The sequence below is a fragment of the Paenibacillus liaoningensis genome (assembly GCF_059609455.1).
On sequence record NZ_JCAALU010000015.1, the window covers coordinates 197,978 to 222,075 of the forward strand.

Here is a 24,098-nt window from a genome sequence, read left to right on the forward strand (position 1 = left end):
TGATTTTGTTGTATCGTCTGAAAGTCCTTTTAACTTCCTATAAAAGTAATTATATGTAATATCAGGGATAATGAAAGAGGAAAATTTAATAGCGTTATAGCTATGAAATGTCGCTTCTATTGTTATTATCGGTTTTGTGCTAAAATTGGATTTGTGAAATGACTAGCTGATGCTGCTAAATGCACTATTTTGAAAGCATATTAATGAAATGGGAGCATGTATTGAATATATTCTGAATGGAAGTGAAGCTGGAGAAATAAGCTCGTACCGTTGTGGACAAGCTAGGCTGGTGATTTATATTATACAGCGTGAGCTGTGATTCAAACAGTAGCAGTGCTAAAGAAAACGATGCCTGCTGCAACGACTTATTGGCTGTTCAGCATTCCTTTTGGAATCCGGCATGGCAGTGTTTTGGCTGTCCAAAGCTAGTATGCTTGCTTTTTTGATATATCTATAATAAAATTAAGATGATAATGATTACAAATTGAGAAATGACAAGCCGCAGGACGATGCAAAGGAGGCTCATGAGCGATGAGCGAACTGGACATTCAAATGGATAATATTAACCAGCAGCTGAAAGCGAAGGGCTACAAGCTGACGCATCAGCGCGCAATGACTTTAAGAGTGCTGCTGGAGAACGAGCAGGACCATCTCAGCGCAGAGGACGTATATATGCTGGTCAAGAAGTCATACCCGGAAATCGGACTGGCGACCGTTTATCGGACGCTTGAGCTGCTGACCGAGCTGCATATTGTAGAAAAAATGAACTTTGGCGATGGCGTTGCCCGTTTCGACTTGCGTGACGCCAGCCAAGAACATATGCATCACCATCTGATCTGCGCCAAGTGCGGCGTGCTGAAGGAAATTCAGGAGGATTGGCTGCTTGAGCTGGAGCAGCGCGTACAGCGCGAATTCGGCTTCACGGTTACCGACCACCGATTGGATTTTACAGGCATGTTCCAAGGCTGCAACGCCGGCGATTGCAAGCGAGGCAAAGATACGAAAGCGAGTTAATTGCTCATTTTATGGAGAAATGCATGCATAGAAGCCAGCCATTGGGCTGAAAAACGCTGATTCCACCAAATAAAGGTGATTCAGCGTTTTTTTTTTACTGCATATTTTTATTTGGTATTGATAATAAGGCTTAGTAAACCGTTATATAGGTATAGGACTTGCGGCTTAAACTACCAGTTAAGAAGGTGACAAAAACATGAAGACTATATTGGTAGATAACGAGCCTCTTACGCTCAAGCTCCTGGAAGAGGAGTTAGGCAAAATTGGGGGCATTGATGTTGTGGGAAGCTTTTCCAATCCTGAGCTGGCGCTTCAGCATATTTTAGCCGATCCTCCGATCGCTTTATTTTTAGATATCGATATGCAGGAGCATGGCGGGATGCAGCTTGCAGAGCAAGTGATGCAGCAATTTCCAGAAGTTATGCTTATTTTCCTGACTGAGCAAGAGAAATATGCGGTGAAAGCATTCGAGCTTAGCGCTCATGATTATATAATGAAGCCATTCAGCCATGAGCGGTTGTGCATGACGGTTGAACGGCTATTAAAGCGGGCTCGGATTGCTCCTCCTGCTGTGCTGCCGGCTTCTGGACCAGCTAAAATGATTCACTGCTTTAGATCGCTGCGAATCGGGCCGAAGGGCGATGAGAGCGCTACGCTCAAATGGAAAACCTTGAAGGCGCAGGAGCTTTTCGCCTATTTGCTGGAGCATCGCGGGAAGCTGATTCGCAAGCAAGATTTGCTGGATCAGCTGTGGCCGGAAATCGAATGGCGCAGAGGCACCTCCCAGCTGTATACAGCGATTTATCAAATTCGGCGAATCATGCGTGAAGAGGGTGTCGGTATCCGAATCGTTAACCGTGATGAGGGCTACACGCTCGATTTGAATGGCGTACTGCTGGATACGGAGGAGTGGGAACGGAAAATCAAGAGAATCCCTCCGTTAACAGATGAAACATTGGAACAGCATCAGCAGATGCTGGAAATGTATCCTGGCGACTACTTGCTGGAATATTCGTATGAATGGGCCGAAAGGGAGCGTCGGCGGCTTCGCACCGTATGGCTGCGCCATGCCCAGCACATTGCCCAGCATTTTGATTCCATTGGCAATGAGGCAAAGGCGGCCCAGCAATATTTGCTCATTCAAAAACAGCTGCCCTCCGAGGAGCAGATTTATTTTGATCTGATGCGCTTGTATGACCGAATGAATGAGCGGTTTGCTGTGCAGCGGCAATACGAACAGCTGCTGAAGATGCTGAGGCAGGAGTTTGATGCCGAACCGCTGACATTGGTACAGCAATGGTACGAGCAATGGCAATACAAGCATAGCCAGCGTTTGTCGGCGCAATAAGCGAAAGGCCATTGCATAGCTGCTCCGTCTATACGAAGATTTTTAATCTTTCATTATCATGGACTAAATTTACTGAAAATTCAAATATTTACCAACTGAAAAGAGGGAAAGAAATGGGGCATCTCCATGGCACCTATGATAGCTCACTGATTATTTTCTCCTACATTATTGCAGCACTAGCGTCGTTTGCAGCTCTGGATCTGGCCGAGAAGGTCGGTATTTCCGGTGGCCGCAAGCGCTGGCTGGGCATTACGATTGGCGCCGTTATTTTGGGAATGGGCATTTGGTCGATGCATTTCGTCGGCATGATGGCCTTCTCCCTGCCAATCGTCGTAGCCTATGACCTGATCGTCGTACTGCTGTCCCTTCTCGCCGTCATTGTAGCCGCATTCATTGCGCTGTATGTCATTGGAAGGGATGAATTGAAAATCGGCAGGCTGCTGGCAGGAGGTTTGCTGCTGGCCACCGGCGTGTCGGTTATGCATTTTGTAGGCATGGAGGCTATGCTGATTCAGATTCATTATGATCCGCTGCTGTTTCTGCTTTCTATTTTTATTGCGTTTGCCGCATCCGTTACCGCTTTATGGCTCGTATTTTATTTCCGTAAAACGAGCAAGCAGGTCATGCTTTGGAAAAAGCTTAGCGCTGGCATGATTATGGGAGCGGCCATTGCGGGCATGCATTACACCGGAATGATGGCGGCAACGTTCAGCTCGGAAATCAAAACGGCGATCTTTTTTGAAATGGTGCTGGCTACTAAGCTGCTTGCTTATGTCATTATTGCTGGAACGCTGATTACGTGCATGATGTCGCTGGTCGTTCTGTTTATCTCCAAACGGCTGGAGAGCAAGGAAACGCAGCTCGATGAGCATGAGAAGTGGTACAAGTCATTGTTCGACAACAATTTGGATGGCATTATTTCGGTTAATATTCAAGGCCAGATTATTGGCTTCAATCCAATGGCACTCGAAATTACAGGTCTAAAAAGCGAGCAGTTGCTCAATCAGCCTATAAATCTGCTTTTGCCCTATATTACGCCAGACCAGCTTGATCATACAGTAGCGATGTTTACGAAAGCTTTTCAGGGCGAGGCTCAGCGTTATACCTCTGCCATCTTGCGAAATGGAGAGGAGCGCGTAGATATTAGCGTTGTAAGTGCTCCGGTTGTTGTAGGCGATGCAGTTGTAGGTATTTATGTCATCGCCAAAGATATTTCAGAGGAGAAGCAGGCGGAGGAAAAGGTAAGGTATTTGGCGTTTCACGATGAGCTGACAGGCTTGCCGAATCGCAGAATGTTCAATCAAGTGCTGGATGAAGAAATTGAGAGACCGAAGCCGGCAAGCGAGGCAGCAAGGGAAGACGATTCTGTTTTCGCTGTAATGGTGCTTGATATCGATCGATTTAAAATGATTAATGACTCGCTCGGCCATTCTTATGGCGACCTGTTTCTTCAAGAAATGGGCAACCGAATCAGCAGAAGTGTAGAAGGTTATAATGTGATGCTTGCCAGAATGGGCGGTGATGAATTCACCCTGCTGGTGCCTCATTCTGATTCAGGCATTGTGACGGAAATTGCCGAGAAAATTATTCATGCGATCCAGCTTCCCTATCGTCTCAAGGAAAGCGACTTTTATGTATCGGCCAGCATCGGCATCGCCTTATATCCGCAGCATGGGACGGATACGAGCCAATTGCTAAAAAATGCAGATACGGCAATGTACGAAGTGAAGAAAAAAGGAAAAAATGGCTTTCAGTATTATTCGGCCGAACTCAACGACAAGCTGCGCAATAAAATCGAGCTGGAAGGCGACTTGCGAAAAGCGGTGGAGCTGGGCGAGCTTGAGCTGTATTACCAGCCCCAGATAAGAGCCGAGGATGAGCACATGATTGGGGTCGAGGCACTCGTCCGCTGGAACCATCCAACGAAAGGCGTGCTGTCTCCAGGCATATTTATTCCGATTGCGGAGGAGACGGGCATTATTTACGAGCTGGGGACCTGGGTGCTCCGGGAAGCCTGCCGTCAAATGCGCAAATGGCATTTAGCGGGCGGGCCGCTCATCCCAGTCTCGGTCAATTTATCCTCCCAGCAATTCCATCAGCCTTATTTGGCCGAATACGTGAAGGATATTTTGCGGGAGACGGGGCTTGAGCCGCATTTTTTGGAGCTGGAAATTACCGAAAGCATGATGATGGACGCCTCGGTATCGACAGCGATTTTGAACCAGCTCAATGATTTTGGCGTGCGAATTAGTCTCGATGATTTTGGAACGGGCTACAGCTCGCTTAGCTATTTGAAGATGTTCCCGATTCACAAGGTGAAAATCGATCGTTCCTTTATTCGCGATATTACGGAAAATGACAACGATAAGGCGATTGTATCCACCATTATTTCCATGGCCCAGCATTTAAATATGGAGGTTATTGCCGAAGGCATTGAAACGAAAGCCCAGCTGGACATTTTAACTGACAAGGACTGCGAGAAAATACAAGGCTATTATTTCAGCCGTCCTTTGTCCGCTATTGATGTAGAAGAGGAATTTTTCATACCTGGTCGCCAAGAGAAAACAGCATTTCATTCCTGATTCAACAGAGAGCGGAGGTGATAAGGTGGACTATTGGAAGAAATCTTTGCCGAATATGTACAAGCAGTTTCCTGAGCCGATCATTACAATCGGAGAAAATGGCGTCATTCTTCATATGAATGAGGCTGCTAAACAATATCAGCGGGGGGCTATCCGCGATTTGCTTCCGGGAGCCAGATTGTCAGAGCTGAGACGGATAACGAAGGAGGAGGGCGCAAGGCTTGAGCAATTTTTGAGCCGGCCAGATGGCACCTGTTCGGAGCGTCATTTTTTATATTTTGACGATTCGGAAGGGGGAGTTATCAGTTGGGAGCTGTACAAGCTCCCTTATGATGCCAGCAACAGCAGCTTAGGCAGCCATCTTCTCATTCGGGATCGTTCGGAATCGATTAGGCAGCAGATGGAAAGCGAGGCTATTAGGGCGCGTTACAACGAGCTGCTGGACATATACTTAGATCCGATTGTCATTCATCAGGACTCAAAAATTGTTTTCATCAACCATGTGGCTGAGCAGACGATTGGCGGGAGCAGTGAACAGCTGCTTGGCCAGAATATTTTTCAGTTTATTCATCCTAGCGATTGGGACAATGTAGCTAAGCGCATAAAAATGATGTATAAGACGAAGCAGCGTACCAATATTAAAGAAATTCAGCTTATTAGCTTTCGCGATGAGGTTTTTGAGGTTGAAACGATGAGCAAAATGATTGACCATAACGGCCGTCCAGCCGTATTGACGATCATCCGCGATAATAGCGCCCGAAAAAAAGCGGAGCGTGATATGATTCACCAGGCTTTTCATGATTCTTTAAGCGGTTTGCCGAATCGCTCCCATTTCAACCAACAGCTGTCGAAAATGATTGAGCGAAGCAGTGCAAGTCTTAGCGAGGGGAGCAAGCAGGTTTCCCGTTTTGCCGTTATGGTACTTGACCTTGACCGTTTCAAAAATATTAACGATTCACTTGGACATGCCTACGGGGATGTGTTCCTGAAGGAGATGGGCTGTCGTATTCAATCTTGTGTAAGAGACAGTGAAACTTTAGTAGCCAGAATGGGAGGAGATGAATTTACGTTATTAATTAATCGCTTTCAGGATGAGCAGCAGCTCGGTCTGCTCGCAGGAAGGATTACCGCTGCTATTCAGCAGCCCTACCGACTGAAGGACAGCGATTTTTATACGACGGTCAGCATTGGAATTGCCGTCTACCCTGACAATGGACAGGATACGGTACAACTGCTCAAAAATGCCGATACCGCGATGTATGAAGTGAAGCGCAACGGTAAAAACGGGTATCAGTTTTATTCGTATGAATTTAATGAGCAGCTTCAGCTCAGGCTGGAACTGGAGAGCGAGCTGCGCAAGGCGATGGAGCGCGAGGAATTTAGATTGTACTACCAGCCGCAAATTAGCTCCATTGACAATAAGATGATTGGCGTCGAAGCGCTGATTAGGTGGGAGCATCCAATAAAAGGCATAATCTCGCCTGGTGTATTTATTCCGGTAGCTGAGGAAAGCGACTTGATTTACAGCATTGGCGAGTGGACGATGCGCGAGGCTTGCAGGCAGATGAAGAAGTGGCATGATGAGGGCTTTTTTTTCGCATCGGTATCCGTCAATTTATCGGCAAGACAGTTTCTTCAGCCAAATCTGGTTCAGCAAATTCATGTTATTTTAGAAGAAACGGGGCTTGATCCGAGCTTTCTAGTGCTGGAAATTACCGAGAGCATGATGATGGACGCCTCGCATTCCATTGGAATATTAAATGAATTAAATAGCTGCGGTGTTAAAATCAGCCTCGATGATTTCGGGACGGGCTACAGCTCGCTCAGCTACTTAAAGCATTATCCAATATATAAGCTGAAAATTGACCGTTCCTTCATCATAGATATTACAACGGATGAGAGCGATCAAGCGATTGTCGCCACGATTATTTCCATGGCCAAGCATTTAAAGCTGGAAGTAATCGCGGAAGGGATTGAAACGAAGGAGCAGCTCGATTTTCTAACCAGTCATGACTGCAAGGAAATTCAAGGCTACTATTATTGCCGTCCGCTGCCGGCTCAGGTGCTGGAGGAAAAGTATTTAGCGATCCAAGAGGAAAATGATGGCATATGGGGCGAATTGAAGCATTAACGGCAGTTTGGTTGTGGCAGCGTTTAATCCAATTGAAGGTCGGCTTTAGCTTGTAGGACACAGTTTTGGCAGACGCATGACTGGTTGCGCTGTGCAGGCGGAATTTGTTCAAGCAGACTTTGTGGAACGCGCTCCCGGAAGCACCAGCAGGAGTGGGGCACTTGCCCCGCTTCTATGGCGCAGCCACCCGGTCCGCCGCATAATGGGCATTTTTTCAAGGCGGTAAGCCCCTTTCCTCTAAGGGTAAAAAAAATTTCTATAAAACACTTGATAATAATAATCATTATTGGTAAAATACATAAAGAAAGAAGGGACCGCAACATCCCTTCCATCAGATCAGTTATTTCGTTTCGAAAGTTCGGCAATCTGTTTCGCTAGCTTCGTGTGCAGCATCTCTGCTATTGCTGACGATATAGATTGATGAAGCGCTGCATTTGTTGTCATCTACCCAATGACGGCAAGAGTCGACTTCGCACAATACGTCTTTAGCCATTACTATCACCTCCCATGGTTAGTAGTCGGTGCACAAATATAAAGCTTATTGACCTCTTATTGGCGTAAGGGGTTATTTGTGCTTTGTAGATAGTTACCCGTCTATCTTACCAAATGAAACCATCATTTACAACCTGTCCACTCCTGCAGCTGGCCTGATTTATCAGGATCTGAAAGGCTTGCCCTCTATGTAATAAGCATTCTCGCTGTAGGTACGAAAGGCGATTTCTGCTTCCGCCAACTCAAGCCTCTCCATGTAACGGTGAACAATAGCGGCAAAGCGGTCCCGAACCTCCTGTCCGCGTTCAAACCAGCCAATTTCAATAAAAGGAAACGAACAATCATCGGCAAGTCCTCCATAAATGGAAGTGGTTGCGAGGCACTCTATAGTGAAATTATCTACTCCGCAATCACAGAGGACAGCGAGCTCTTGAACAAGCTCAGGCGCGATGCTGCGCAAGCTAGGTGCAGGCACACCGCGAAATAATAAATGAGGCATATGAAAGTTCTCCTTCTAGTTCGTCATTTTAAATTGCATAACTTGCAGTCTACTATAAAGCAAGTTATCTTTATCTTAACAGAAATTCCTATTTAGCGGGGGTTCATTGCAAGGAAAGGATGTTGGACAACGATGGCAATAACGGTGGCTGAAGTCGTTGCTAGGCAGCGACAATGGTTCGAGAGCGGCAAGACACGCTCGGTTGAGGCGCGCATTCAGAAGCTCGAAAAGCTGCGCGAGGTGATGCAAAGGCATGAGCAGAAGCTGCTTGCAGCTTTAAAGACGGATTTGAATAAATCGGAGTTTGACGCGTATGCGATGGAGCTTGGCCTCATCTATACGGAGTTTAGGCATACGATTAAGCATATAAGAGGCTGGGCGAAGCCAAAGCGCATTAAGACAGCAATGACGCATATTGGCAGTACGAGCAAAGTCATTTCGGAGCCTTATGGCGTTGCAGCCGTTATTGCGCCATGGAACTATCCGGTCCAGTTGGCGCTTGTTCCGCTTATTGGAGCGATTGCAGCAGGCAATACCGTCATTTTGAAGCCTTCGGAGCTGGCGCCGAATGTTGCGGACTCCCTGGCAGGGATCATAGCAGAAGCCTTTGAGCCGGAGTGGGCTGCGACAGTACTTGGCGATGCCGAGGTTAGCACGGAGCTGCTGGCAGAGAAGCTTGATTATATCTTTTTTACCGGGAGCGTTGGCGTTGGCAAAATCGTAATGACGGCAGCTGCCAAGCATTTGACGCCGGTAACGCTGGAGTTGGGTGGCAAGAGCCCCTGCATCGTGCATAAAGATGCGAATTTGGCGCTTGCAGCGAAGCGGATTGCATTCGGCAAGTTTACAAACGCTGGACAAACCTGCGTTGCACCGGATTACTTATACGTTCATCAAGAAGTAAAGGAACGCTTCGTCAAGCTGCTGAAGGCTGCGATTGAAGAGCTGTATGGCAGCGAGCCGCTCCATAATGACAGCTACACGCATATTATTAGCGATCGGCACTTCGCGAGGCTTGCCAGCTTTATGAACGACGGGCGCATTATAATTGGCGGAGACAAGGATGCTGCGCGCCGGGTCATTGCGCCAACGGTACTGGAAGGTGTGGATTGGCAGGCGCCAGTTATGCAGGAAGAAATTTTTGGCCCCTTGCTTCCGCTTATGACGTTTCAATCGATTGAGGAGGTTATGTCGGCCGTTGCCGCGCGTTCGCATCCGTTAGCGCTGTATTTGTTTACAGAGAGCACGGAGGTGCAGCGCCGGATTACGAGGGAGCTGTCGTTTGGTGGCGGCTGCATCAACGATACCTTAATGCATATGGCATCGCCGCATTTGCCGATTGGCGGAGTGGGAGACAGCGGCATGGGCAGCTATCACGGGGAGAAAACCTTTTATACTTTCTCTCATCAGAAAAGCTTGCTTAAACAAACAACGCGCTTTGATATGCCTTTCCGCTATCCGACGTCCAAGTGGGGCAAGAAGCTGATACGCAAGCTGCTCAGATAATTGCAATCGTAAAGCCTCCTGAATTTTAGGAGGTTTTTTTTAATACTACGAAAACGGTACTGTTCTAAAGCGATTTGCAAAATAATGATTTCTCTAGTCAAAAATGTTAGCGGAAATCGGTTTTAGAAGCTATACAATATTCGGAAAGCAAACAGAAAATTTAAACCTTGTAATTACTGTATAATTACTATCTATATTAAATTTATGGAAAACAAAGTAGAATATACGAACAAACAATAGGATGGAAATGAGGTCGTATCGTGAAGCTAACTCCATAGCATTTTTTGAGAATCAGCTAAAATTGCAGCAAGCCCCTATTAGTGACGGCTTATTCAAGTAGTTTCGATAAAGTGACGATAGAAAGGAATGTATCTCTTGAAGAAGCTAGGACAGTTGAATACGCTGCGCAATCAAATATTAATTGGATTTATGCTTGTAATGGTTATCGTGCTGGCATCGGTCGGCTACTTTACGTATGGTCAGGTATCCGTGCTCTTGCGAAACAGTGCGGAGAAGCATATTCAACAGACCGCGGTTCAAGCTATGGGGAAGCTTGATGTGCTTCTGGGACAAATCGATACGCTTACCGCGCAGGTGGCTACGAATGCGTCTATCCAGCGATTATTGACAGAGGAGATATTTGGCAATACGATCCGCTTTGAAGAGCGTCAGTCGCTGCAGCAGGAAGCGCGGAAATATGAAGCATATGTCACGGGCATCCGAGCGCTTGAAATGTACAGCAGTGATTATAGAAGGCTGTTTCCGCTAGATGACATTAGTCTGGAAAGCCGGGTGCCGAAGGAGTGGATTGACCAAGCAGATAACGGCAAAGGTCGCTTGGTATGGCTTGGCTTTGACCCCCAGGATGCAAACGTTGTCGTTGCTATTCGCCATATTCGCTTAGTGGACCGTTCCTTCATTCATGCTGGCTATTTGGTCGTTCATATTGAAAAAAGCTATTTTGAGCTTACAAATGCCGTAGCGGAAAATGAGAATGAAACGCGGGAGCATATGGCTTTATTTGATGGAGCGGGCCAAGAAATTTTTTCGGATTTAGCTGTGGATGCAAGGGAGGAAAATATTCTTGATCATGGTGGAGAAGCGATTACGGTGGGCGATGAATCGTATATAGCGATTGAGCAGCAATCGAAGGAAACGGGGTGGAAGCTGGCGATATTGACACCTGTAAATTATGCAACGGCAGGCATTTCAGTTCTACGGACTGCTATTCTTGTATCTGGTGCGGTCGGGGGGTTGTTGTTTCTGGTATTGAGCTTTATTTTGTCAACGATGATTACCAGACCGATATTAAACTTGATTAAAGCGATGCGGGGTGCTAGATTTGGCACGTTGAAGGCGAACCCGAATACCTCCTCAACTATGGAAATCAATGAGCTCAACCATACATATAACCAAATGGTCGATTCCTTGAATGAGCTCATTGAGGTCGTCTACCAGAAGGAAATTATACAGAGTCGAGCAGAACTGAAAGCGCTCCAAGCCCAAATTAATCCTCATTTTCTGTTTAACACATTGGAAGCGTTCTATTGGGAGCTTGATGATAAAGGGGAAGAGGACCTTGCGAAAGTCGTACTTGCCATGTCAGGCTTGTTTCGTTATGTAATCAACCGAACGGAAGATGATGAGTGGGTTACGATAGGTGATGAATTGGATCATGCGGAGCGTTATTTAAGAATTATGGAGATGCGAATGGTGGACAGACTGTCGTGGCGAATAGAGGCGGCAGAGGCGTGCAGAACTGTACCCGTGCCCAAACTATTAATCCAACCGCTCGTAGAGAACGCTATCTTGCATGGAGTCGAGCAGCGAGTCGGGCCGGGAACGGTCGTCCTTCGTGCCGAGCCTTCAAATCGGGAAGGGTTTATGCGAGTAATGATAACGGACGATGGACCGGGTATGGATGCCGCCGCAGTAGAGTCTCTTCAGGCATTCATGAAAGAAGGTTATGGGAGCAGCAATAAAGGTACAGGTGTTGGCATGTCAAATGTGGAGCGAAGATTGAGGCTTTATTATCATGCGGCTGGAAGCGGGATGAGTATTGAGAGCGAGCCTGGTCGCGGAACATCCGTTACGTTTGAAATACCTGATAGATTGGAGGGGAATGGAAGAGATGAAGACCATCTTAGTCGTGGATGATGAACCTAGAACAAGGCAGGGGATTCGTAAAACGCTGGAAGCGTGGTCCTGCGGCCGGCATCGGATCGAAATGGCATCCAGCGGGGTGGAAGCTTTAGCTTGGTTACAGCAAAATGAAGCTCATCTGCTTGTAACCGATATTAGAATGCCGGAGGTGGGTGGCCTGGAGCTGGTCGAACGATTAGGCGATCTGACACCTCCCCCTGTGGTTATCGTTATTTCCGGGCATCCTGAATTCGATTACGCTCAGAAAGCGCTCCAGCTTGGGGTCGTCTCTTATTTGCTAAAGCCATTAGTTAAAGAAAAATTAGTGCAGGCAGTCGAGCTGGCTTTGAAGAGGGAAGAAGAGATAAGCAGGATGGTAAGAATGCAGAAACTTTTTGACCCCAAATTACTGGGGACGGTGCAAGAGGAGAAGCAGTACAGCATTCAGGTGCGTGAAGCGCTGCGCCATATTGATGATCATCTGAGCCAGCAGGTAACCATGCGTGCAGTTGCAGACCATTTGCATATGAATGCGAGCTACTTCAGCGTTCTATTTAAAGAGCAGACAGGTCTAACCTTCAGCGATTATTTGAGTCGCAGACGAGTGCAGCGGGCTAAGGAGCTGCTGGTCAATACGAGAGACTCTATAGCAGAAATTTCAGAGCAGGTGGGCTACCAAACAGCAAAATATTTTGTCAAAGTGTTTCGTTCCATAGAGGGCACTAGTCCAAGCCAGTATCGTCAAAGCGTCTCTAATTCAGAAAAAAGTATCCAATAATTATGGTATTACTCCCAATGCTTATATCCTTACGGCTTGCGAACAGTGTTGCTACAATTTAATTAAAGCGGATTTAATACGCTTACATTAGAATTAAAGGGGATGTAAACGTGTTCAAGAAAAAAGGATTGATGCTCTTATTGGCGTTTTGTCTGGTTCTGGTAGCAGCTGGCTGCGGCACAAACAGTAATGAAAGCAGCAGCGGCGGTAAGGAGACAGCAGGCGAGAGCGGTGAGCAGGTTACGATTAACTTTATGCATTTATGGCCAGAGGGTGTGTCAGCAGGCCAAAACAAAATCGTAAATCAAATAATTAAAGCCTATCAGGATGAGCATAAGAATGTGACGATCAAGCAAGAAGTGCTGGATAACGAGCAATATAAAAACAAGCTGAAGGTGCTTTCGGCATCCAATAAACTGCCGGATGTCGGTGTAACGTGGGCGGCCGGGTTCTTGCAGCCGTACGTGGAAGGAAAGCTGTTTACACCTGTAGACGACTTGCTTAGCGGCGAGCTGAACGGCAAGTTCGTATCCGGTACGACAGAGGCATATGCGATTGATGGTAAAACGTATGCGCTCCCACTTGAATTCAACATTGCTCCGGTTTACTATAATAAATCCATATTCGAGAAATACAAGCTTGAAATCCCGCAAACCTACGAGGAATTAAAGGCTGTTGCAAAAACACTTTCTGAAAATGGAATCGCGCCGATTGCGCTTGGCAACAAGGACCGTTGGACGGGTTCGCTCTGGTATATGTACCTAGCTGATCGAATCGCCGGGCAGCAGACATTATCCGGTGCGATAAACGGCGAAGGAGCCTTTACAGACGAAGGATTGCTGCAAGCAGCGACTGAAGTACAGACACTGGTAGACAGCCATGCATTCGTGAAGGGTTTCAACGGTTTGTCCAATGAGGAAGCAAAGTCGGAGTTTCTGAATGGCAAAGCTGCTATGTATATGATGGGCACATGGGAGCTGCCAAACTTTACGACAAATGAAGATATCCAAAAAGAATTCCGTGACAGTGTTGGTTTCTTTAAATTCCCGAAAGTTGAGGGCGGAAAAGGTGACATTAACAGCTGGGTAGGCGGTCCGGGTGTCGGTCTATTCGTATCCGAAAATTCTGCGGTAAAAGCGGAAGCGAAAGCATTCATCGAATACTTTGTAACCCAGTGGGGAGAGCAAGCGGTGACGGGTGCAGGCGTTATTCCTGCGACTAAAGTGGATACATCCAGCATGGAGCTGCCGCAGCTTTACATTGATTTATTTAACGAAATGAATCAAGCAAGCAGCATTACCTTGTTTGCAGATGTTCAAATGCAGGCGAGTGCAGCCGAAACTCATCTGAATATGATTCAAGCTCTGTTTGGAAAGGCAGTGACACCTGAGAAATTCTCGGAAGAGCATGATAAAGCCATTTCCGAAGGGAAATAATCGCCCCCTGAGATTGATCGGTGGAAGACATAGCTGTGGGCATGGCTCCAATATGTCTTCCGCTCATTCATTATGAAGGAAAGGAGTCGGCCCATTTGGACAAAGTGCTTTCTAACAAAAAAATAATTGCTTTATATGTGCTGCCGTCTCTGTTATTAATATTAGCTATTGTATACATTCCGATTGTTTTAACCGCTTATTATGGCTTGAATAAATGGAATGGCATTGGTGCGATGACCTTTGTTGGGTTGGATAATTACCTCGCGTTGTTCAAGGATACAACTTTCTGGAACAGCGCGTGGCATTCTCTGCTGCTTGCCGTTTTCTCGGGAATAAGCCTTCTGCTCTACCTTATTGTAGCAATGGTGTTAGCCGCGCGAATTAACGGAGCGAATTTATTTCGCAAAATCTATCTCATCCCTATGCTTCTATCTTCGGTAGCGATTGCGCAGCTTTGGCTCAGAATTTATCATCCAACTAACGGCGTGCTGAACAGCATGCTGGAATCACTTGGTTTTGCCAATCCTCCCGCATGGCTCGCTGAGCCATCGCTCGTATTGTATGCCTTATTTATTCCGATTTTGTGGCAGTATGCGGGTTTTTATATTTTGATTTATTATGCGGCTCTGAAAAACATCCCGGCGTCACTTGAGGAAGCAGCCAAAATTGACGGAGCGAATGCCCTGCAAATTGCTTGGATGATTAAGCTGCCGCTTGTGATGGAAGTAATTAAAGTAACGATTGTACTGGCTGTTGTGGGCTCATTGAAATATTTTGATTTGATCTTTGTTATGACAGATGGAGGTCCCAATGGGGCAAGTGAAGTTATGGCCTCGTACATGTATCATGAAGCGTTTCGAGCCTACGATTTTGGATATGGCAGCGCAATCGGCTTTTTTCTGCTGGTTATTTGTTTGGCTGTCACTTGGGTCATTCGCAAATTAACGGCCTCAAAGGATACGATCCAATACTCGTAAGGAGGAAGACTTCATGGTTACTAGGAATATAAAAATTCGGAATGAGCTGCCGGAATTAAAACCGGGGATCGGCATCAAGCTGGGGTATAGCGTTTTATATGCTGTTTTGATTATGGTAGCTGCGCTGCAGCTATTTCCTCTTGTTTGGCTGTTGTTTTTCTCTCTTAAAAACAATCAGGAGGTATTCAATCTACCGCCCTTGTCACTGCCGATGAATCCTCGATGGGAGAACTATGAGAAGGTTTGGAGCGCCGGGAACATTGATGTTTATTTTTTTAACAGCGTCTGGATCACCGTTTCAGCTACGGTTATCACTGTGATGCTGGGCAGTTTAGTCACTTATGCCGTCACAAGAATGAAGTGGAAGGGCAGCTCGCTTGTCCTGGGCCTATTCATGGTGGCCATGATGATTCCGGTTCATTCCACGCTAATTCCGCTGTTCAGCCTGTTTAATAAAGCGGGGCTAACGGACCATCCCCTGTCTCTGATTTTATCTTATGTTGCTTTTAACATGCCGATAACGATCATGATTCTGCTGGGGTTCTACTATGCGCTGCCGCGCGAGGTGGAGGAAGCCGCTATCATTGACGGCTGCTCGGTCAACCGGATGTTCTTCCGGATTGTATTCCCGATGACAAGCTCCGTGCTTGCTACAACGGCGATCATCAACATGATTTATAACTGGAATGAATTTATTTTTGTTAACACGTTTATTAGCTCTGATTCTTATAAAACGTTGACTGTCGGCGTGCAAAATTTTATCGGTCAGTATACGACGGATTGGGGGGCCATTGGAGCCACTCTCATGATTAGCATTCTTCCGATTTTGATCACGTTTCTGTTCCTTAGCAATCGTATTGTTGAAGGGATTGCGGCAGGTTCGGTTAAAGGGTAAGCGATTAATTAATTCTAAGACCTAACTCTTCATGTAGGTCTTTTTTTGTTTTTTAAATATTGTAAAAGGGGATGTATTATTTTTTTGGTAATCTCCATTTTGTCCATTGCTTTAAAAAGTGGGCTGCGATAAACTGGGAATGCTGATAATTATAATCATTATCAGCATTGGATTATTTTCCAATTAGTCTTGCCATTATGACAGAAGAGGAATGATGACATGCTTCGCCGTTTTTTTGAATATTACCGACCTTATAAAGGGTTGTTCATACTGGACTTCTCCTGCGCGGTTTTTGCAGCCTTGCTGGAGCTGGTGTTCCCGCTCGCCTTGAACCGGGTCGTGGATGATCTGCTGCCTTCGGGCAATTGGAAATGGATTTTATGGGCCTGTGTAGGCTTGATTGGCATTTATATTGTAAGTGCGTTTCTCCATTATGTCGTGACGTATTGGGGTCATAAGCTGGGCATTCAGATTGAGTCGGATATGCGCAGCAGACTGTTCAACCACATTCAGAAGCTATCATTCCGTTTCTTCGACAATAATAAGACGGGGCATCTTGTATCGCGGATGACTAATGACTTGATGGATATCGGGGAAATTGCCCATCATGGGCCGGAGGACATGTTTATCGCCGTTATGACGCTGCTGGGCGCATTCGGGCTCATGCTGACCATTAACTGGCAGCTGGCGGTGCTGACGTTTATTATTATTCCGCTGATGGTCTACCTGTCGCTGTATTTCAGCCGCAAAATGTCCAAGGCGTTCCATCGGATGTTTTCCGATATTGCTGACTATAATGCCCGCGTTGAAAATACAGTTAGCGGCATTCGCGTCGTTCAAGCGTTCTCCAACGAGAAGCATGAAGTGGAGCAATTTGAAGTGAACAATGGCCGTTTTCTTCAAACGAAGCTGGTCGCTTACCGCGTTATGGCTTGGAACTCATCGATCAGCTACATACTGATGAAATTCGTTTCCTTGTTTGTACTCGCCTGCGGTACATGGTTCGTCATTCAAGGTCAAATGACGTTCGGGGAATTTATGGCATTTGTCCTGCTTTCCAATGTGTTTCTCGGTCCAATTGAAAAAATCAACTCGGTTATTGAGACGTATCCGAAGGGAATTGCCGGCTTCAAGCGTTATTTGGAGCTGCTCGAGACGGAGCCGGATATTGAGGATGCGCCGGATGCGAAGGCGATTAGCCGCCTAGAAGGAGAAATCACATTCCGCGATGTTTCCTTCGGTTATGAGGAAGGCAAATCGATTTTGAATCATATTGATTTGACTGTGAAAACAGGAGAGACGGTAGCTCTTGTTGGACCATCGGGAGCCGGCAAAACCACGATATGCAGCCTGCTGCCGCGCTTCTATGAGGTGACGGGCGGGGCGATTGAGATTGATGGCCTCGATATTCGGAAAATTAAGCTCGATTCGCTGCGCGGCCAAATCGGTATCGTCCAGCAGGATGTGTTCTTGTTTGATGGCACGATTCGTGAAAATATTGCTTACGGCAAGCTGAATGCTACCGAGGAAGAAATTTGGGAGGCGGCTCGCAGAGCGCAGCTGGAGGAGCTTATTCTTTCGCAGGGCCAAGGCCTTGATACGCTTATCGGCGAACGCGGCGTCAAATTGTCTGGCGGACAGAAGCAGCGTCTTTCCATTGCCCGCATGTTCCTGAAAAATCCGCCGATCCTTATTCTTGATGAAGCGACCTCGGCGCTTGATACGGCTACGGAAGCAGCGATTCAGCAGGCGCTGGCTGAGCTGTCCAAAGGGCGCACGACGCTCGTCATTGCGCATCGCCTGGCGACGATCAAGAACGCTGACCGCATCGTGGTCGTTACGGAGGAAGGCATTAAAGAGCAGGGCAGCCATGATGAGCTGCTGGCGATTAAAGGTGTATATAACCGCCTGCATAAAGCGCAGTTCGGCGCCTAGTAGAGGCTACTAAGCACTAACTAGGCACTTAATAGGCACCACTAACTTGATACTACTAAAGAAAACGCTAACTAGACACTAACAGCGTAAGTGGATGGAAAAAAGGCTCAGTATGAGGGAATTAATCTCATGCTGAGCCTTTTGCCATTCATATCAAGGTTGAGAAACCGCAGCTTGTGATGATGGCTGAGATCACGCAGCCCGGGACGCTCCTTCTTTTTTTGAGGACTGAGGTTCCGCTAATCTGGCTTTTGACCCGATTTCTAGCCGTGCGCGGACAGGAAAGCCGTTATTGTCCTCCTAATCCCGTCAAAGTGGTGATTGTCAGCGCATTAGCGGCTCCTGAGTCCGGAGCCAGTGGCATAACTCATGTTCCTGCTATAATAGCGGCTGCTGTGTCCACCAAGACTAGTTTTGTGCAGGGAGTAACCCCTGAAACGAAGTACATAAAGCTGGCTAGTGGTACGTAGGTTCTTGCGTGTGAACACAAATACACTCCCTAACAGGCTGTGAAATTTCGGCTCAGGAGCTTTGGCGCAAAAGGTTGGGCAGCACACTCAGCAGCCGATCGCGCGTTAATGGATCATCGAAGTTCCACATCGCATCTGCCATGTGAAAGCGGCCGCTGCGTACAGCAGGCAACTGCTGCCAGCTTTTGCTCATTATGATGTGGCGGATCGTTTCTCTGGATAAAGCATCATCTGTGCTCAGCAGAAAAATCCGCGAGCCTGAACATTCCTCCAGCTGTGCAGCATCGATTTTCATGAAGGGGACGTTGGCGTGAAACAGCTGCTGGACTTTGTCAGGCTTCTCAAAACCATGCGGATGGTAAATGGACAGCGCCATACCGTGATTGCCCATCAAATACAAATCGCCTCTGACAACAACGAAGATGGATGCCGTTTCACAGGGCAGCAAATCCGGGCGTACAGCTTGCCACATCGCGTCCATACGGGATTCGAAGCCGGAAATCCAGCGCTCTGCCTGCTCGGTTCTACCTAAAATGTCGGCGACTTGCCGAAGCCGTACATAAGTGGAGGCATTTTTTTCAATAAACAAAGTTGGGGCGATGCTCGCTAGTGCTTCTGGAGACTCATGCTGGAGATTGCAATGGAGAATCAGCTCAGGCTCAAGCTCAGCAATAATAGCCGTATCGCCCTTGCTGCCAATATCCGCAATATGCTGGAGCTCGCCTCGGAAAACGACCTGTTTGCCGATAAGCGACAAATCCGCTCCGATCGGCTTGATGCCCAGCGTCAGCATGTCGCCAAGCGAATAGCCTATTGCAACAATGCGTGTCGATTGCAGCGGCAGCTTGACTTCGCGGCCTGCCCAGTCAGCAGAGGCGGCGGCATCCGTGATTCTTCTTGCGTATTGTCTAGGAGACAGCCCAATCTGCTTCCGGAAACGGCGGTTAAAATAATATTCATCCTGAAAGCCGACGCTGTGGGCGATTTCACGGAGCGGTTCCTGCTGGCGAAGCAGCAGCAGCTCCTTGGCCCGGTTCATTCGCAGCTCGGTTAAATAGTCGAGCGGCTTGTGTCCGGTGAGCATCTGGAACAAGGTGCTGAACTTCCAGCGGCCTACGCCGGAGATTTGAAGCAGCTTCTCGACCGTAATCGGCTCGCGATAATGCTCCTGCATATAAGCTACCGTCGATTCAACCGCAGCGACAGCGCTGTCCTCCTGATTGTTGCGCTCGTGCTGCTCCAGCAGTACAGCAAAAAGCTCCTGCAGTTTAACTTGCTGCTTGAAGCGAGCGAGCGGGAGGGCGTTTTGTCCGATAAGCGATAGCTGCTCCAAAGCGTCAAGCATCAGCGAAAGAGGCCGAATCGCAATCGGCACAAAATAGGGAAAGCGATCACCAAGGCTTGCTTCGGGGCAGGCTTGTCCGATTTTATAAAGGTCGAAGGTTATTCGGATGCACTGGAAGCTGCTCTCTGATTTAGCCGCGAAACGCAGCATCTCCCCGGAGGGCAGCAGCAGGCAATCGCCTTGGCGAACCTGTATGGGCGTTCTTCCCTCCATTTGTCCTAAAGCATCGCCTGCTGTAATAGCAAACAGTGTGTGATGGGAGAGCGTATCTTCATCTATTAATGCTGCTGGATTGTTGCCCAGCAGCGGAGTGGCCGCCTTAAAAGAGAAAAATAAAGATTCAAGTGGCAGAGCGCGCCGCATCGTCTTCATCCGTCAGGACGAATAGCCAATCGCCGGCAAAATCAGGCAGCAGTTCATTCGATATGTTAGCGAATCGTTCATTTGCGTCAATCAGATTTTTCTGTATTTCTGGGGCTGGTGTATAGCCAAGTGTATGGTACAGCGTAGCTGCGAAGCTTTTATCGCCCATGACATAGAATTCCTTGCCAAGCAAAAGGAAGACAGATGCGCTTTCTCCCGTTTGGACGTTAAGCTTGGCCACAGCCTCTTTAACTTTTGCCTCATAGGAAGCAATCCACTCCTCAGCCTCCTGCTGCTTGCCTACAATATCGCCAAGCATGCGGAGGCGCTCATTCGTTCGAGACGATCATAAGTGACCGTTGGCGCGATTTTGGACAAGGTGTCGAAAGCACCTTCTTCATAATAAGTACCGCCGCTATCAAGCAAAATCAAATCGGGATCAAGCGCCGTTATTTTTTCGGCATCGCCAAGCAAATCTCCAATATCCTTTATGCCATCCAGCAGCTCGGGAAATGCGACTTGTTCTTTAATAATGCCCAGTGCTGCGCCAATAGGCGTTACGCCGAGCGCCAGCATGTCGCCAACATCGCTCCCTGTATATATAATGCGCTTCGCTTCTGCCGGAATTTCTACCGTATGGCCCTTCGAGTCCGTGTATGTGCGTGCTTGTGGCGCAGCATCTGTGGTTGCTTCTGCACTTGGCTGAGCGGATGCGGCTGAGCTTGCGGCAGGGCTTTCGGCAATAGAGTTATTTGCTCCACATGCGGACAATAGCATTCCCATCATAAGAGCAAGACTTGCGGCAGTCGTGACAACATTTCTAGTTGTTTTCAATTTGGTACCCCCATTTTATTTTATCTTTAGACAATGATAATCATTATCGAACATCATTTATCATAATGGAGGCTGCAAATACGTTCAATGGACAAACAGCAGTTAATGCTTGGGACAAAATCAAGCGCCGCTTCCTCTTAATAGGGGATCATCGATTTTTTTAATGCCAAAATAGAAAAGCTCTATTGGCTTTTATTCGGCAATCGATGGTAAACTCGTTTCAATCATTATTAAATACGACAAAACCACTAGGAATAATAAAATTAAAAGCAAACAACCAACAGGAGGGAACAATCTTGACAACAACTAAAAAGAGACAATTGAAGCTAGGCGCCATTTTGCACGGAGTAGGCGGCAACATTGCCGGATGGAGACACCCCGACGCACAGCCTGATGCCAGTGTTAATTTTGAATTTTACAAGCAGCAGGCGCAGAAGGCGGAAGCTGGCAAGTTTGATTTTGTATTTATTGCCGATGGCTTATATATTAATGAAAAATCAATTCCCCATTTTTTAAACCGCTTTGAGCCGTTGACGGTTTTATCAGCACTTGGTGCGGTTACATCGAAGATTGGCTTAGTCGGCACGCTGTCGACGTCTTATAGCGAGCCTTTCACCGTTGCGAGACAATTTGGCTCGCTTGATCATATTAGCGGCGGCCGTGCAGGCTGGAACATCGTCACTTCGCCGCTTGAAGGCTCAGCGAAAAACTTCGGCAAGACCGAGCATCCCGACCATCCGACCCGTTACCGGATTGCGAATGAATATTTGGACGTCACCCGGGGGCTGTGGGATTCGTGGGAGGATGACGCGTTTGTTCGCGATAAAGAAAGCGGCCAGTTTTTTGACCCGGAGAAGCTGCACACCTTGAATCATAAAGGCGAGTTTTTCTCGGTACAGGGACCGCTGAACATTTCGAGATCGAAGCAGGGCCATCCGGTTATTTTTCAAGCAGGCTCGTCGGAGGATGGCAAGAACTTCGCTTCCAAAGTAGCGGATGCGGTATTTGCCCATTTTGAATCCATCGAGCAGGGCAAGCAGTTTTATGATGATGTGAAAGCCCGTGCAGCTGCGCATGGTCGCTCTTCGGAGGATGTCGCCATTTTGCCAGGCATTGCGCCAATCATTGGTGCGACGGATGAAGAAGCAGAACGCAAATATCAGGAGCTGGCGCAGCTTGTAAATATTGAGAAGGCGCTTGATTATTTGGGACGGTATTTCGACCACCATGACTTTTCGCAATACCCGCTTGATGAGCCGTTCCCTGAGCTTGGTGACATTGGTCAAAATAGCTTCCGCAGCACGACGGACCGCATTAAGCGGCAGGCGAAGGAAGGCGGCTTGACGCTTCGCCAAGTGGCGCTTCAAGAAACGACGCCGCGGCCGACGTTCATTGGCACTCCCGTTAAAGTTGCGGATCAAATCCAGCAATGGTTTGAGCAGGGCGCGGTAGACGGCTTTATTGTCGGATCATCTATCCCGACAGGTCTGACGGAGTTCGTTGACCAGGTTGTGCCGATTTTGCAGGAGCGCGGACTGTTCCGCGAGGAATATGAGCATGACACGCTGCGCGGACATCTCGGCGTACCTGTGCCGGAAAACCGTTATGCCAAAACCAAGGTGACGACCGTTTAGGAGGATGAGAGATATGAGCGCAGCATTAAACAAACGAGTCGTTTGGATGAAAATGGCAAGCGTCGCGCTAGCGGTTACCCTCGTACTGGCAGGCTGCAGCGGGGGGACGGGCAAGAACAGCGCGGCGACTGGCGGAAGCAGTACTGGCGAGGCGCCAGCAGCTTCGGCGGAGCAGAGCAGCACGCCTGCTTTAGGCGGCGAACTGAGCTATGCCCTTGCGACCTCTCCCGATCAGCTTGATCCGCATCGCAGCGGCCTTGCCGTTGCGGTCAGGGTCATCCGTACACTTTACGACACGATGGTCGTCCAGCTTCCAGGCGGAGAAATCAAGCCTTGGCTGGCAACGGAATGGTCGGTGTCGGAGGATGGCAAAGCATATACGTTCAAGCTTCGCCAGGATGTAAAGTTTCAGGACGGCACACCTTTCAACGCTGAAGCGGTGAAATATAGCTTTGACCGGATCATTGACCCGGAGACAAAAGCGGCGAATGCTTTAGCACTCGTTAGGCCCTATGAATCCTCGGAGGTTATTGACGAGTTTACGGTCAAATTGAACTTATCCGAGCCGTCGCAGGCGTTCTTGGGAAATGTAAGCCAAGCGCTGCTCAGCATTGTGTCGCCGACGGCGGCGAAGAAGGACGGCGATCAATTCACTAAGCACCCCGTCGGAACAGGACCCTTCAAGTTTGTAAAATGGGATGAAAATTCGGAAATCGTCGTAGAGAAAAACCCCGATTACAACTGGGCGCCGGAAACGGTCAGCCAGCAGGGCGCGCCGAATTTGGATAAAATCATTTTCAAAATTGTGCCTGAGGAGGCTACGCGGATCGGAAGCGTACAGAGCGGGCAGGTGCTTGCCGCTGAGACGGTACCCCCGCAAAATATTCTTTCCTTGAAAAATGATGCGAACAGCCAGCTATACCAAGCCAATACCGTTGGCCTGCCGTATACGCTGTTCATCAATCATAGCAAGGCGCCATGGAATGAGCTGAAGGCTAGGCAGGCGCTGCAACTGGGCATCAATGTCGAGGCAATTGTCAAAACGCTGTATCTCGGAACGTATGAGCAGGCGTGGTCGCCGCTTTCTCCGGGCATTTTCGGCTATGACGCTTCGCTGGAAGGCGGCATCAAGCCGGACATCGAGAAAGCGAAGCAGCTGCTTGACGAGCTGGGCTGGAAAGCAGGGGCCGATGGCATCAGGGAAAAAGACGGCAAGAAGCTGACGCTCCATTATGTCGATGGCTCGCCGAACCGCGAGAAGCGCAATGATATTGCCGCTATCGTGCAGCAGCAGCTTAAGTCGCTGGGCATACAGGTAGACGTGGAAATTACAAAGGATGTCGCAACCGTCGTTTATGGAAACAATAACTATGATCTTTATGGCAACAGCCAGGTCAATTCTGATCCTAACGCGCTTTATTCCATCTATCACACAACAGCGCCGGGGTCCCGTCAAAACTTGCCGAATTTAGCCGATCCTGAGCTGGATAAGCTGCTTGAGGATGGCGCAATCGAGAAGGACCAGACGAAACGTGAAGCAATCTATAAGGAAGCACAGCAGCTTATTATTAATAAGGCCGTCATTATTCCGATTTATGTGTTCCCTTATACAGTAGCCGCCTCGAAAAAGGTGCAAGGATTAGCTTTTGACTCGCTGGGCTATCCGATCTTTAATGATGTGTATATAACCAAGTAATCATATCGTAATTTGACAATA

At 47.8% G+C, this 24,098-nt stretch carries 19 protein-coding genes; 13 read left to right on the forward strand and 6 right to left on the reverse strand.

The window, feature by feature from the left end:
- Window positions 1-531: 531 nt before the first annotated feature.
- The 4 genes from fur (at window position 532) to AC6B99_RS23650 (ending at window position 7,075) form a co-directional block, all read left to right on the forward strand.
- Window positions 532-1,014 (forward strand): ferric iron uptake transcriptional regulator, encoded by a 483-nt coding sequence (gene fur / locus AC6B99_RS23635; protein ID WP_056041400.1) that lies wholly within the window; start codon window positions 532-534, stop codon window positions 1,012-1,014.
- A 196-nt stretch (window positions 1,015-1,210) separates the two neighbouring features.
- Window positions 1,211-2,362: a response regulator gene (locus tag AC6B99_RS23640; protein WP_056041403.1), complete on the forward strand. Its 1,152-nt coding sequence runs from the start codon at window positions 1,211-1,213 to the stop codon at window positions 2,360-2,362.
- Window positions 2,363-2,475: 113 nt separating this feature from the next.
- Window positions 2,476-4,944, forward strand: a complete 2,469-nt coding sequence (locus tag AC6B99_RS23645) for an EAL domain-containing protein (protein WP_494879399.1) — start codon at window positions 2,476-2,478, stop codon at window positions 4,942-4,944.
- A gap of 25 nt (window positions 4,945-4,969) precedes the next feature.
- Window positions 4,970-7,075: a putative bifunctional diguanylate cyclase/phosphodiesterase gene (locus tag AC6B99_RS23650; protein ID WP_496664370.1), complete on the forward strand. Its 2,106-nt coding sequence runs from the start codon at window positions 4,970-4,972 to the stop codon at window positions 7,073-7,075.
- A gap of 23 nt (window positions 7,076-7,098) precedes the next feature.
- On the opposite strand, the gene AC6B99_RS23655 is transcribed toward AC6B99_RS23650, so the two are convergent.
- From AC6B99_RS23655 to AC6B99_RS23665, 3 genes are all read right to left on the reverse strand, one after another.
- Entirely contained in the window at window positions 7,099-7,407 is a 309-nt protein-coding gene (locus AC6B99_RS23655; protein ID WP_496664371.1) for a cysteine-rich CWC family protein, read from the reverse strand.
- 8 nt (window positions 7,408-7,415) lie between these two features.
- The gene (locus AC6B99_RS23660) at window positions 7,416-7,568 is read right to left on the reverse strand and encodes a DUF1540 domain-containing protein (protein ID WP_074905010.1); all 153 of its coding nucleotides are present in this window, start codon (window positions 7,566-7,568) and stop codon (window positions 7,416-7,418) included.
- Between the two features lie 162 nt (window positions 7,569-7,730).
- Window positions 7,731-8,066 (reverse strand): DUF1904 family protein, encoded by a 336-nt coding sequence (locus AC6B99_RS23665; protein WP_494863033.1) that lies wholly within the window; start codon window positions 8,064-8,066, stop codon window positions 7,731-7,733.
- Between the two features lie 132 nt (window positions 8,067-8,198).
- Between AC6B99_RS23665 and AC6B99_RS23670 the strand changes: the two genes are divergently transcribed.
- The 7 genes from AC6B99_RS23670 to AC6B99_RS23700 all read left to right on the forward strand — a co-directional run bounded on the left by AC6B99_RS23670 (window position 8,199) and on the right by AC6B99_RS23700 (window position 17,735).
- Complete coding sequence (locus tag AC6B99_RS23670; protein WP_494863031.1) at window positions 8,199-9,572, forward strand: aldehyde dehydrogenase family protein; 1,374 nt, start codon at window positions 8,199-8,201, stop codon at window positions 9,570-9,572.
- A gap of 375 nt (window positions 9,573-9,947) precedes the next feature.
- On the forward strand, window positions 9,948-11,729 hold the full coding sequence (locus tag AC6B99_RS23675; RefSeq protein ID WP_494879395.1) for a histidine kinase: 1,782 nt from the start codon (window positions 9,948-9,950) through the stop codon (window positions 11,727-11,729).
- Complete coding sequence (locus AC6B99_RS23680) at window positions 11,704-12,492, forward strand: response regulator (RefSeq protein ID WP_494879393.1); 789 nt, start codon at window positions 11,704-11,706, stop codon at window positions 12,490-12,492. Before AC6B99_RS23675 ends, AC6B99_RS23680 begins: the two co-directional genes overlap by 26 nt.
- Before the next feature lie 110 nt (window positions 12,493-12,602).
- On the forward strand, window positions 12,603-13,928 hold the full coding sequence (locus tag AC6B99_RS23685; protein WP_496664372.1) for an ABC transporter substrate-binding protein: 1,326 nt from the start codon (window positions 12,603-12,605) through the stop codon (window positions 13,926-13,928).
- Window positions 13,929-14,023: 95 nt separating this feature from the next.
- Window positions 14,024-14,905, forward strand: coding sequence for a carbohydrate ABC transporter permease (locus tag AC6B99_RS23690; RefSeq protein WP_056041507.1), 882 nt, complete (start codon window positions 14,024-14,026; stop codon window positions 14,903-14,905).
- Between the two features lie 13 nt (window positions 14,906-14,918).
- Window positions 14,919-15,800, forward strand: a complete 882-nt coding sequence (locus AC6B99_RS23695) for an ABC transporter permease subunit (protein ID WP_494863021.1) — start codon at window positions 14,919-14,921, stop codon at window positions 15,798-15,800.
- 219 nt (window positions 15,801-16,019) lie between these two features.
- Window positions 16,020-17,735 (forward strand): ABC transporter ATP-binding protein, encoded by a 1,716-nt coding sequence (locus tag AC6B99_RS23700; RefSeq protein ID WP_056041417.1) that lies wholly within the window; start codon window positions 16,020-16,022, stop codon window positions 17,733-17,735.
- 522 nt (window positions 17,736-18,257) lie between these two features.
- Here AC6B99_RS23700 and AC6B99_RS23705 read toward each other — a convergent pair.
- Genes AC6B99_RS23705 through AC6B99_RS23715 form a run of 3 tightly spaced genes read right to left on the reverse strand, consistent with a single transcriptional unit; the run spans window position 18,258 to window position 20,747 of the window.
- Window positions 18,258-19,913 carry a helix-turn-helix domain-containing protein gene (locus AC6B99_RS23705; RefSeq protein ID WP_056041420.1) on the reverse strand — a complete coding sequence of 552 codons (1,656 nt, stop codon included), beginning with the start codon at window positions 19,911-19,913 and terminating at the stop codon, window positions 18,258-18,260.
- On the reverse strand, window positions 19,891-20,232 hold the full coding sequence (locus AC6B99_RS23710; protein WP_496664373.1) for an ABC transporter substrate-binding protein: 342 nt from the start codon (window positions 20,230-20,232) through the stop codon (window positions 19,891-19,893). The genes AC6B99_RS23705 and AC6B99_RS23710 overlap by 23 nt, the downstream gene beginning before the upstream one ends.
- Window positions 20,214-20,747, reverse strand: coding sequence for an ABC transporter substrate-binding protein (locus tag AC6B99_RS23715; RefSeq protein WP_496664374.1), 534 nt, complete (start codon window positions 20,745-20,747; stop codon window positions 20,214-20,216). The genes AC6B99_RS23710 and AC6B99_RS23715 overlap by 19 nt, the downstream gene beginning before the upstream one ends.
- A gap of 296 nt (window positions 20,748-21,043) precedes the next feature.
- Between AC6B99_RS23715 and AC6B99_RS23720 the strand changes: the two genes are divergently transcribed.
- Window positions 21,044-22,381, forward strand: a complete 1,338-nt coding sequence (locus AC6B99_RS23720; protein WP_494863013.1) for an NtaA/DmoA family FMN-dependent monooxygenase — start codon at window positions 21,044-21,046, stop codon at window positions 22,379-22,381.
- 13 nt (window positions 22,382-22,394) lie between these two features.
- Window positions 22,395-24,077: an ABC transporter substrate-binding protein gene (locus tag AC6B99_RS23725; protein WP_496664375.1), complete on the forward strand. Its 1,683-nt coding sequence runs from the start codon at window positions 22,395-22,397 to the stop codon at window positions 24,075-24,077.
- Window positions 24,078-24,098 lie beyond the last annotated feature (21 nt).

What these genes read in the sequence shown, in the direction of transcription:
- AC6B99_RS23705 (WP_056041420.1), bottom strand. Translation starts at nt 19,913, where the DNA reads ATGCGGCGCGCTCTGCCACTTGAATCTTTATTTTTCTCTTTTAAGGCG.
- AC6B99_RS23670 (WP_494863031.1), top strand. Translation starts at nt 8,199, where the DNA reads ATGGCAATAACGGTGGCTGAAGTCGTTGCTAGGCAGCGACAATGGTTC.
- AC6B99_RS23640 (WP_056041403.1), top strand. Translation starts at nt 1,211, where the DNA reads ATGAAGACTATATTGGTAGATAACGAGCCTCTTACGCTCAAGCTCCTG.
- AC6B99_RS23695 (WP_494863021.1), top strand. Translation starts at nt 14,919, where the DNA reads ATGGTTACTAGGAATATAAAAATTCGGAATGAGCTGCCGGAATTAAAA.
- AC6B99_RS23725 (WP_496664375.1), top strand. Translation starts at nt 22,395, where the DNA reads ATGAGCGCAGCATTAAACAAACGAGTCGTTTGGATGAAAATGGCAAGC.
- AC6B99_RS23660 (WP_074905010.1), bottom strand. Translation starts at nt 7,568, where the DNA reads ATGGCTAAAGACGTATTGTGCGAAGTCGACTCTTGCCGTCATTGGGTA.
- AC6B99_RS23645 (WP_494879399.1), top strand. Translation starts at nt 2,476, where the DNA reads ATGGGGCATCTCCATGGCACCTATGATAGCTCACTGATTATTTTCTCC.
- AC6B99_RS23665 (WP_494863033.1), bottom strand. Translation starts at nt 8,066, where the DNA reads ATGCCTCATTTATTATTTCGCGGTGTGCCTGCACCTAGCTTGCGCAGC.
- AC6B99_RS23655 (WP_496664371.1), bottom strand. Translation starts at nt 7,407, where the DNA reads ATGGAAGGGATGTTGCGGTCCCTTCTTTCTTTATGTATTTTACCAATA.
- AC6B99_RS23700 (WP_056041417.1), top strand. Translation starts at nt 16,020, where the DNA reads ATGCTTCGCCGTTTTTTTGAATATTACCGACCTTATAAAGGGTTGTTC.
- AC6B99_RS23710 (WP_496664373.1), bottom strand. Translation starts at nt 20,232, where the DNA reads ATGCTTGGCGATATTGTAGGCAAGCAGCAGGAGGCTGAGGAGTGGATT.
- AC6B99_RS23680 (WP_494879393.1), top strand. Translation starts at nt 11,704, where the DNA reads ATGAAGACCATCTTAGTCGTGGATGATGAACCTAGAACAAGGCAGGGG.
- fur (WP_056041400.1), top strand. Translation starts at nt 532, where the DNA reads ATGAGCGAACTGGACATTCAAATGGATAATATTAACCAGCAGCTGAAA.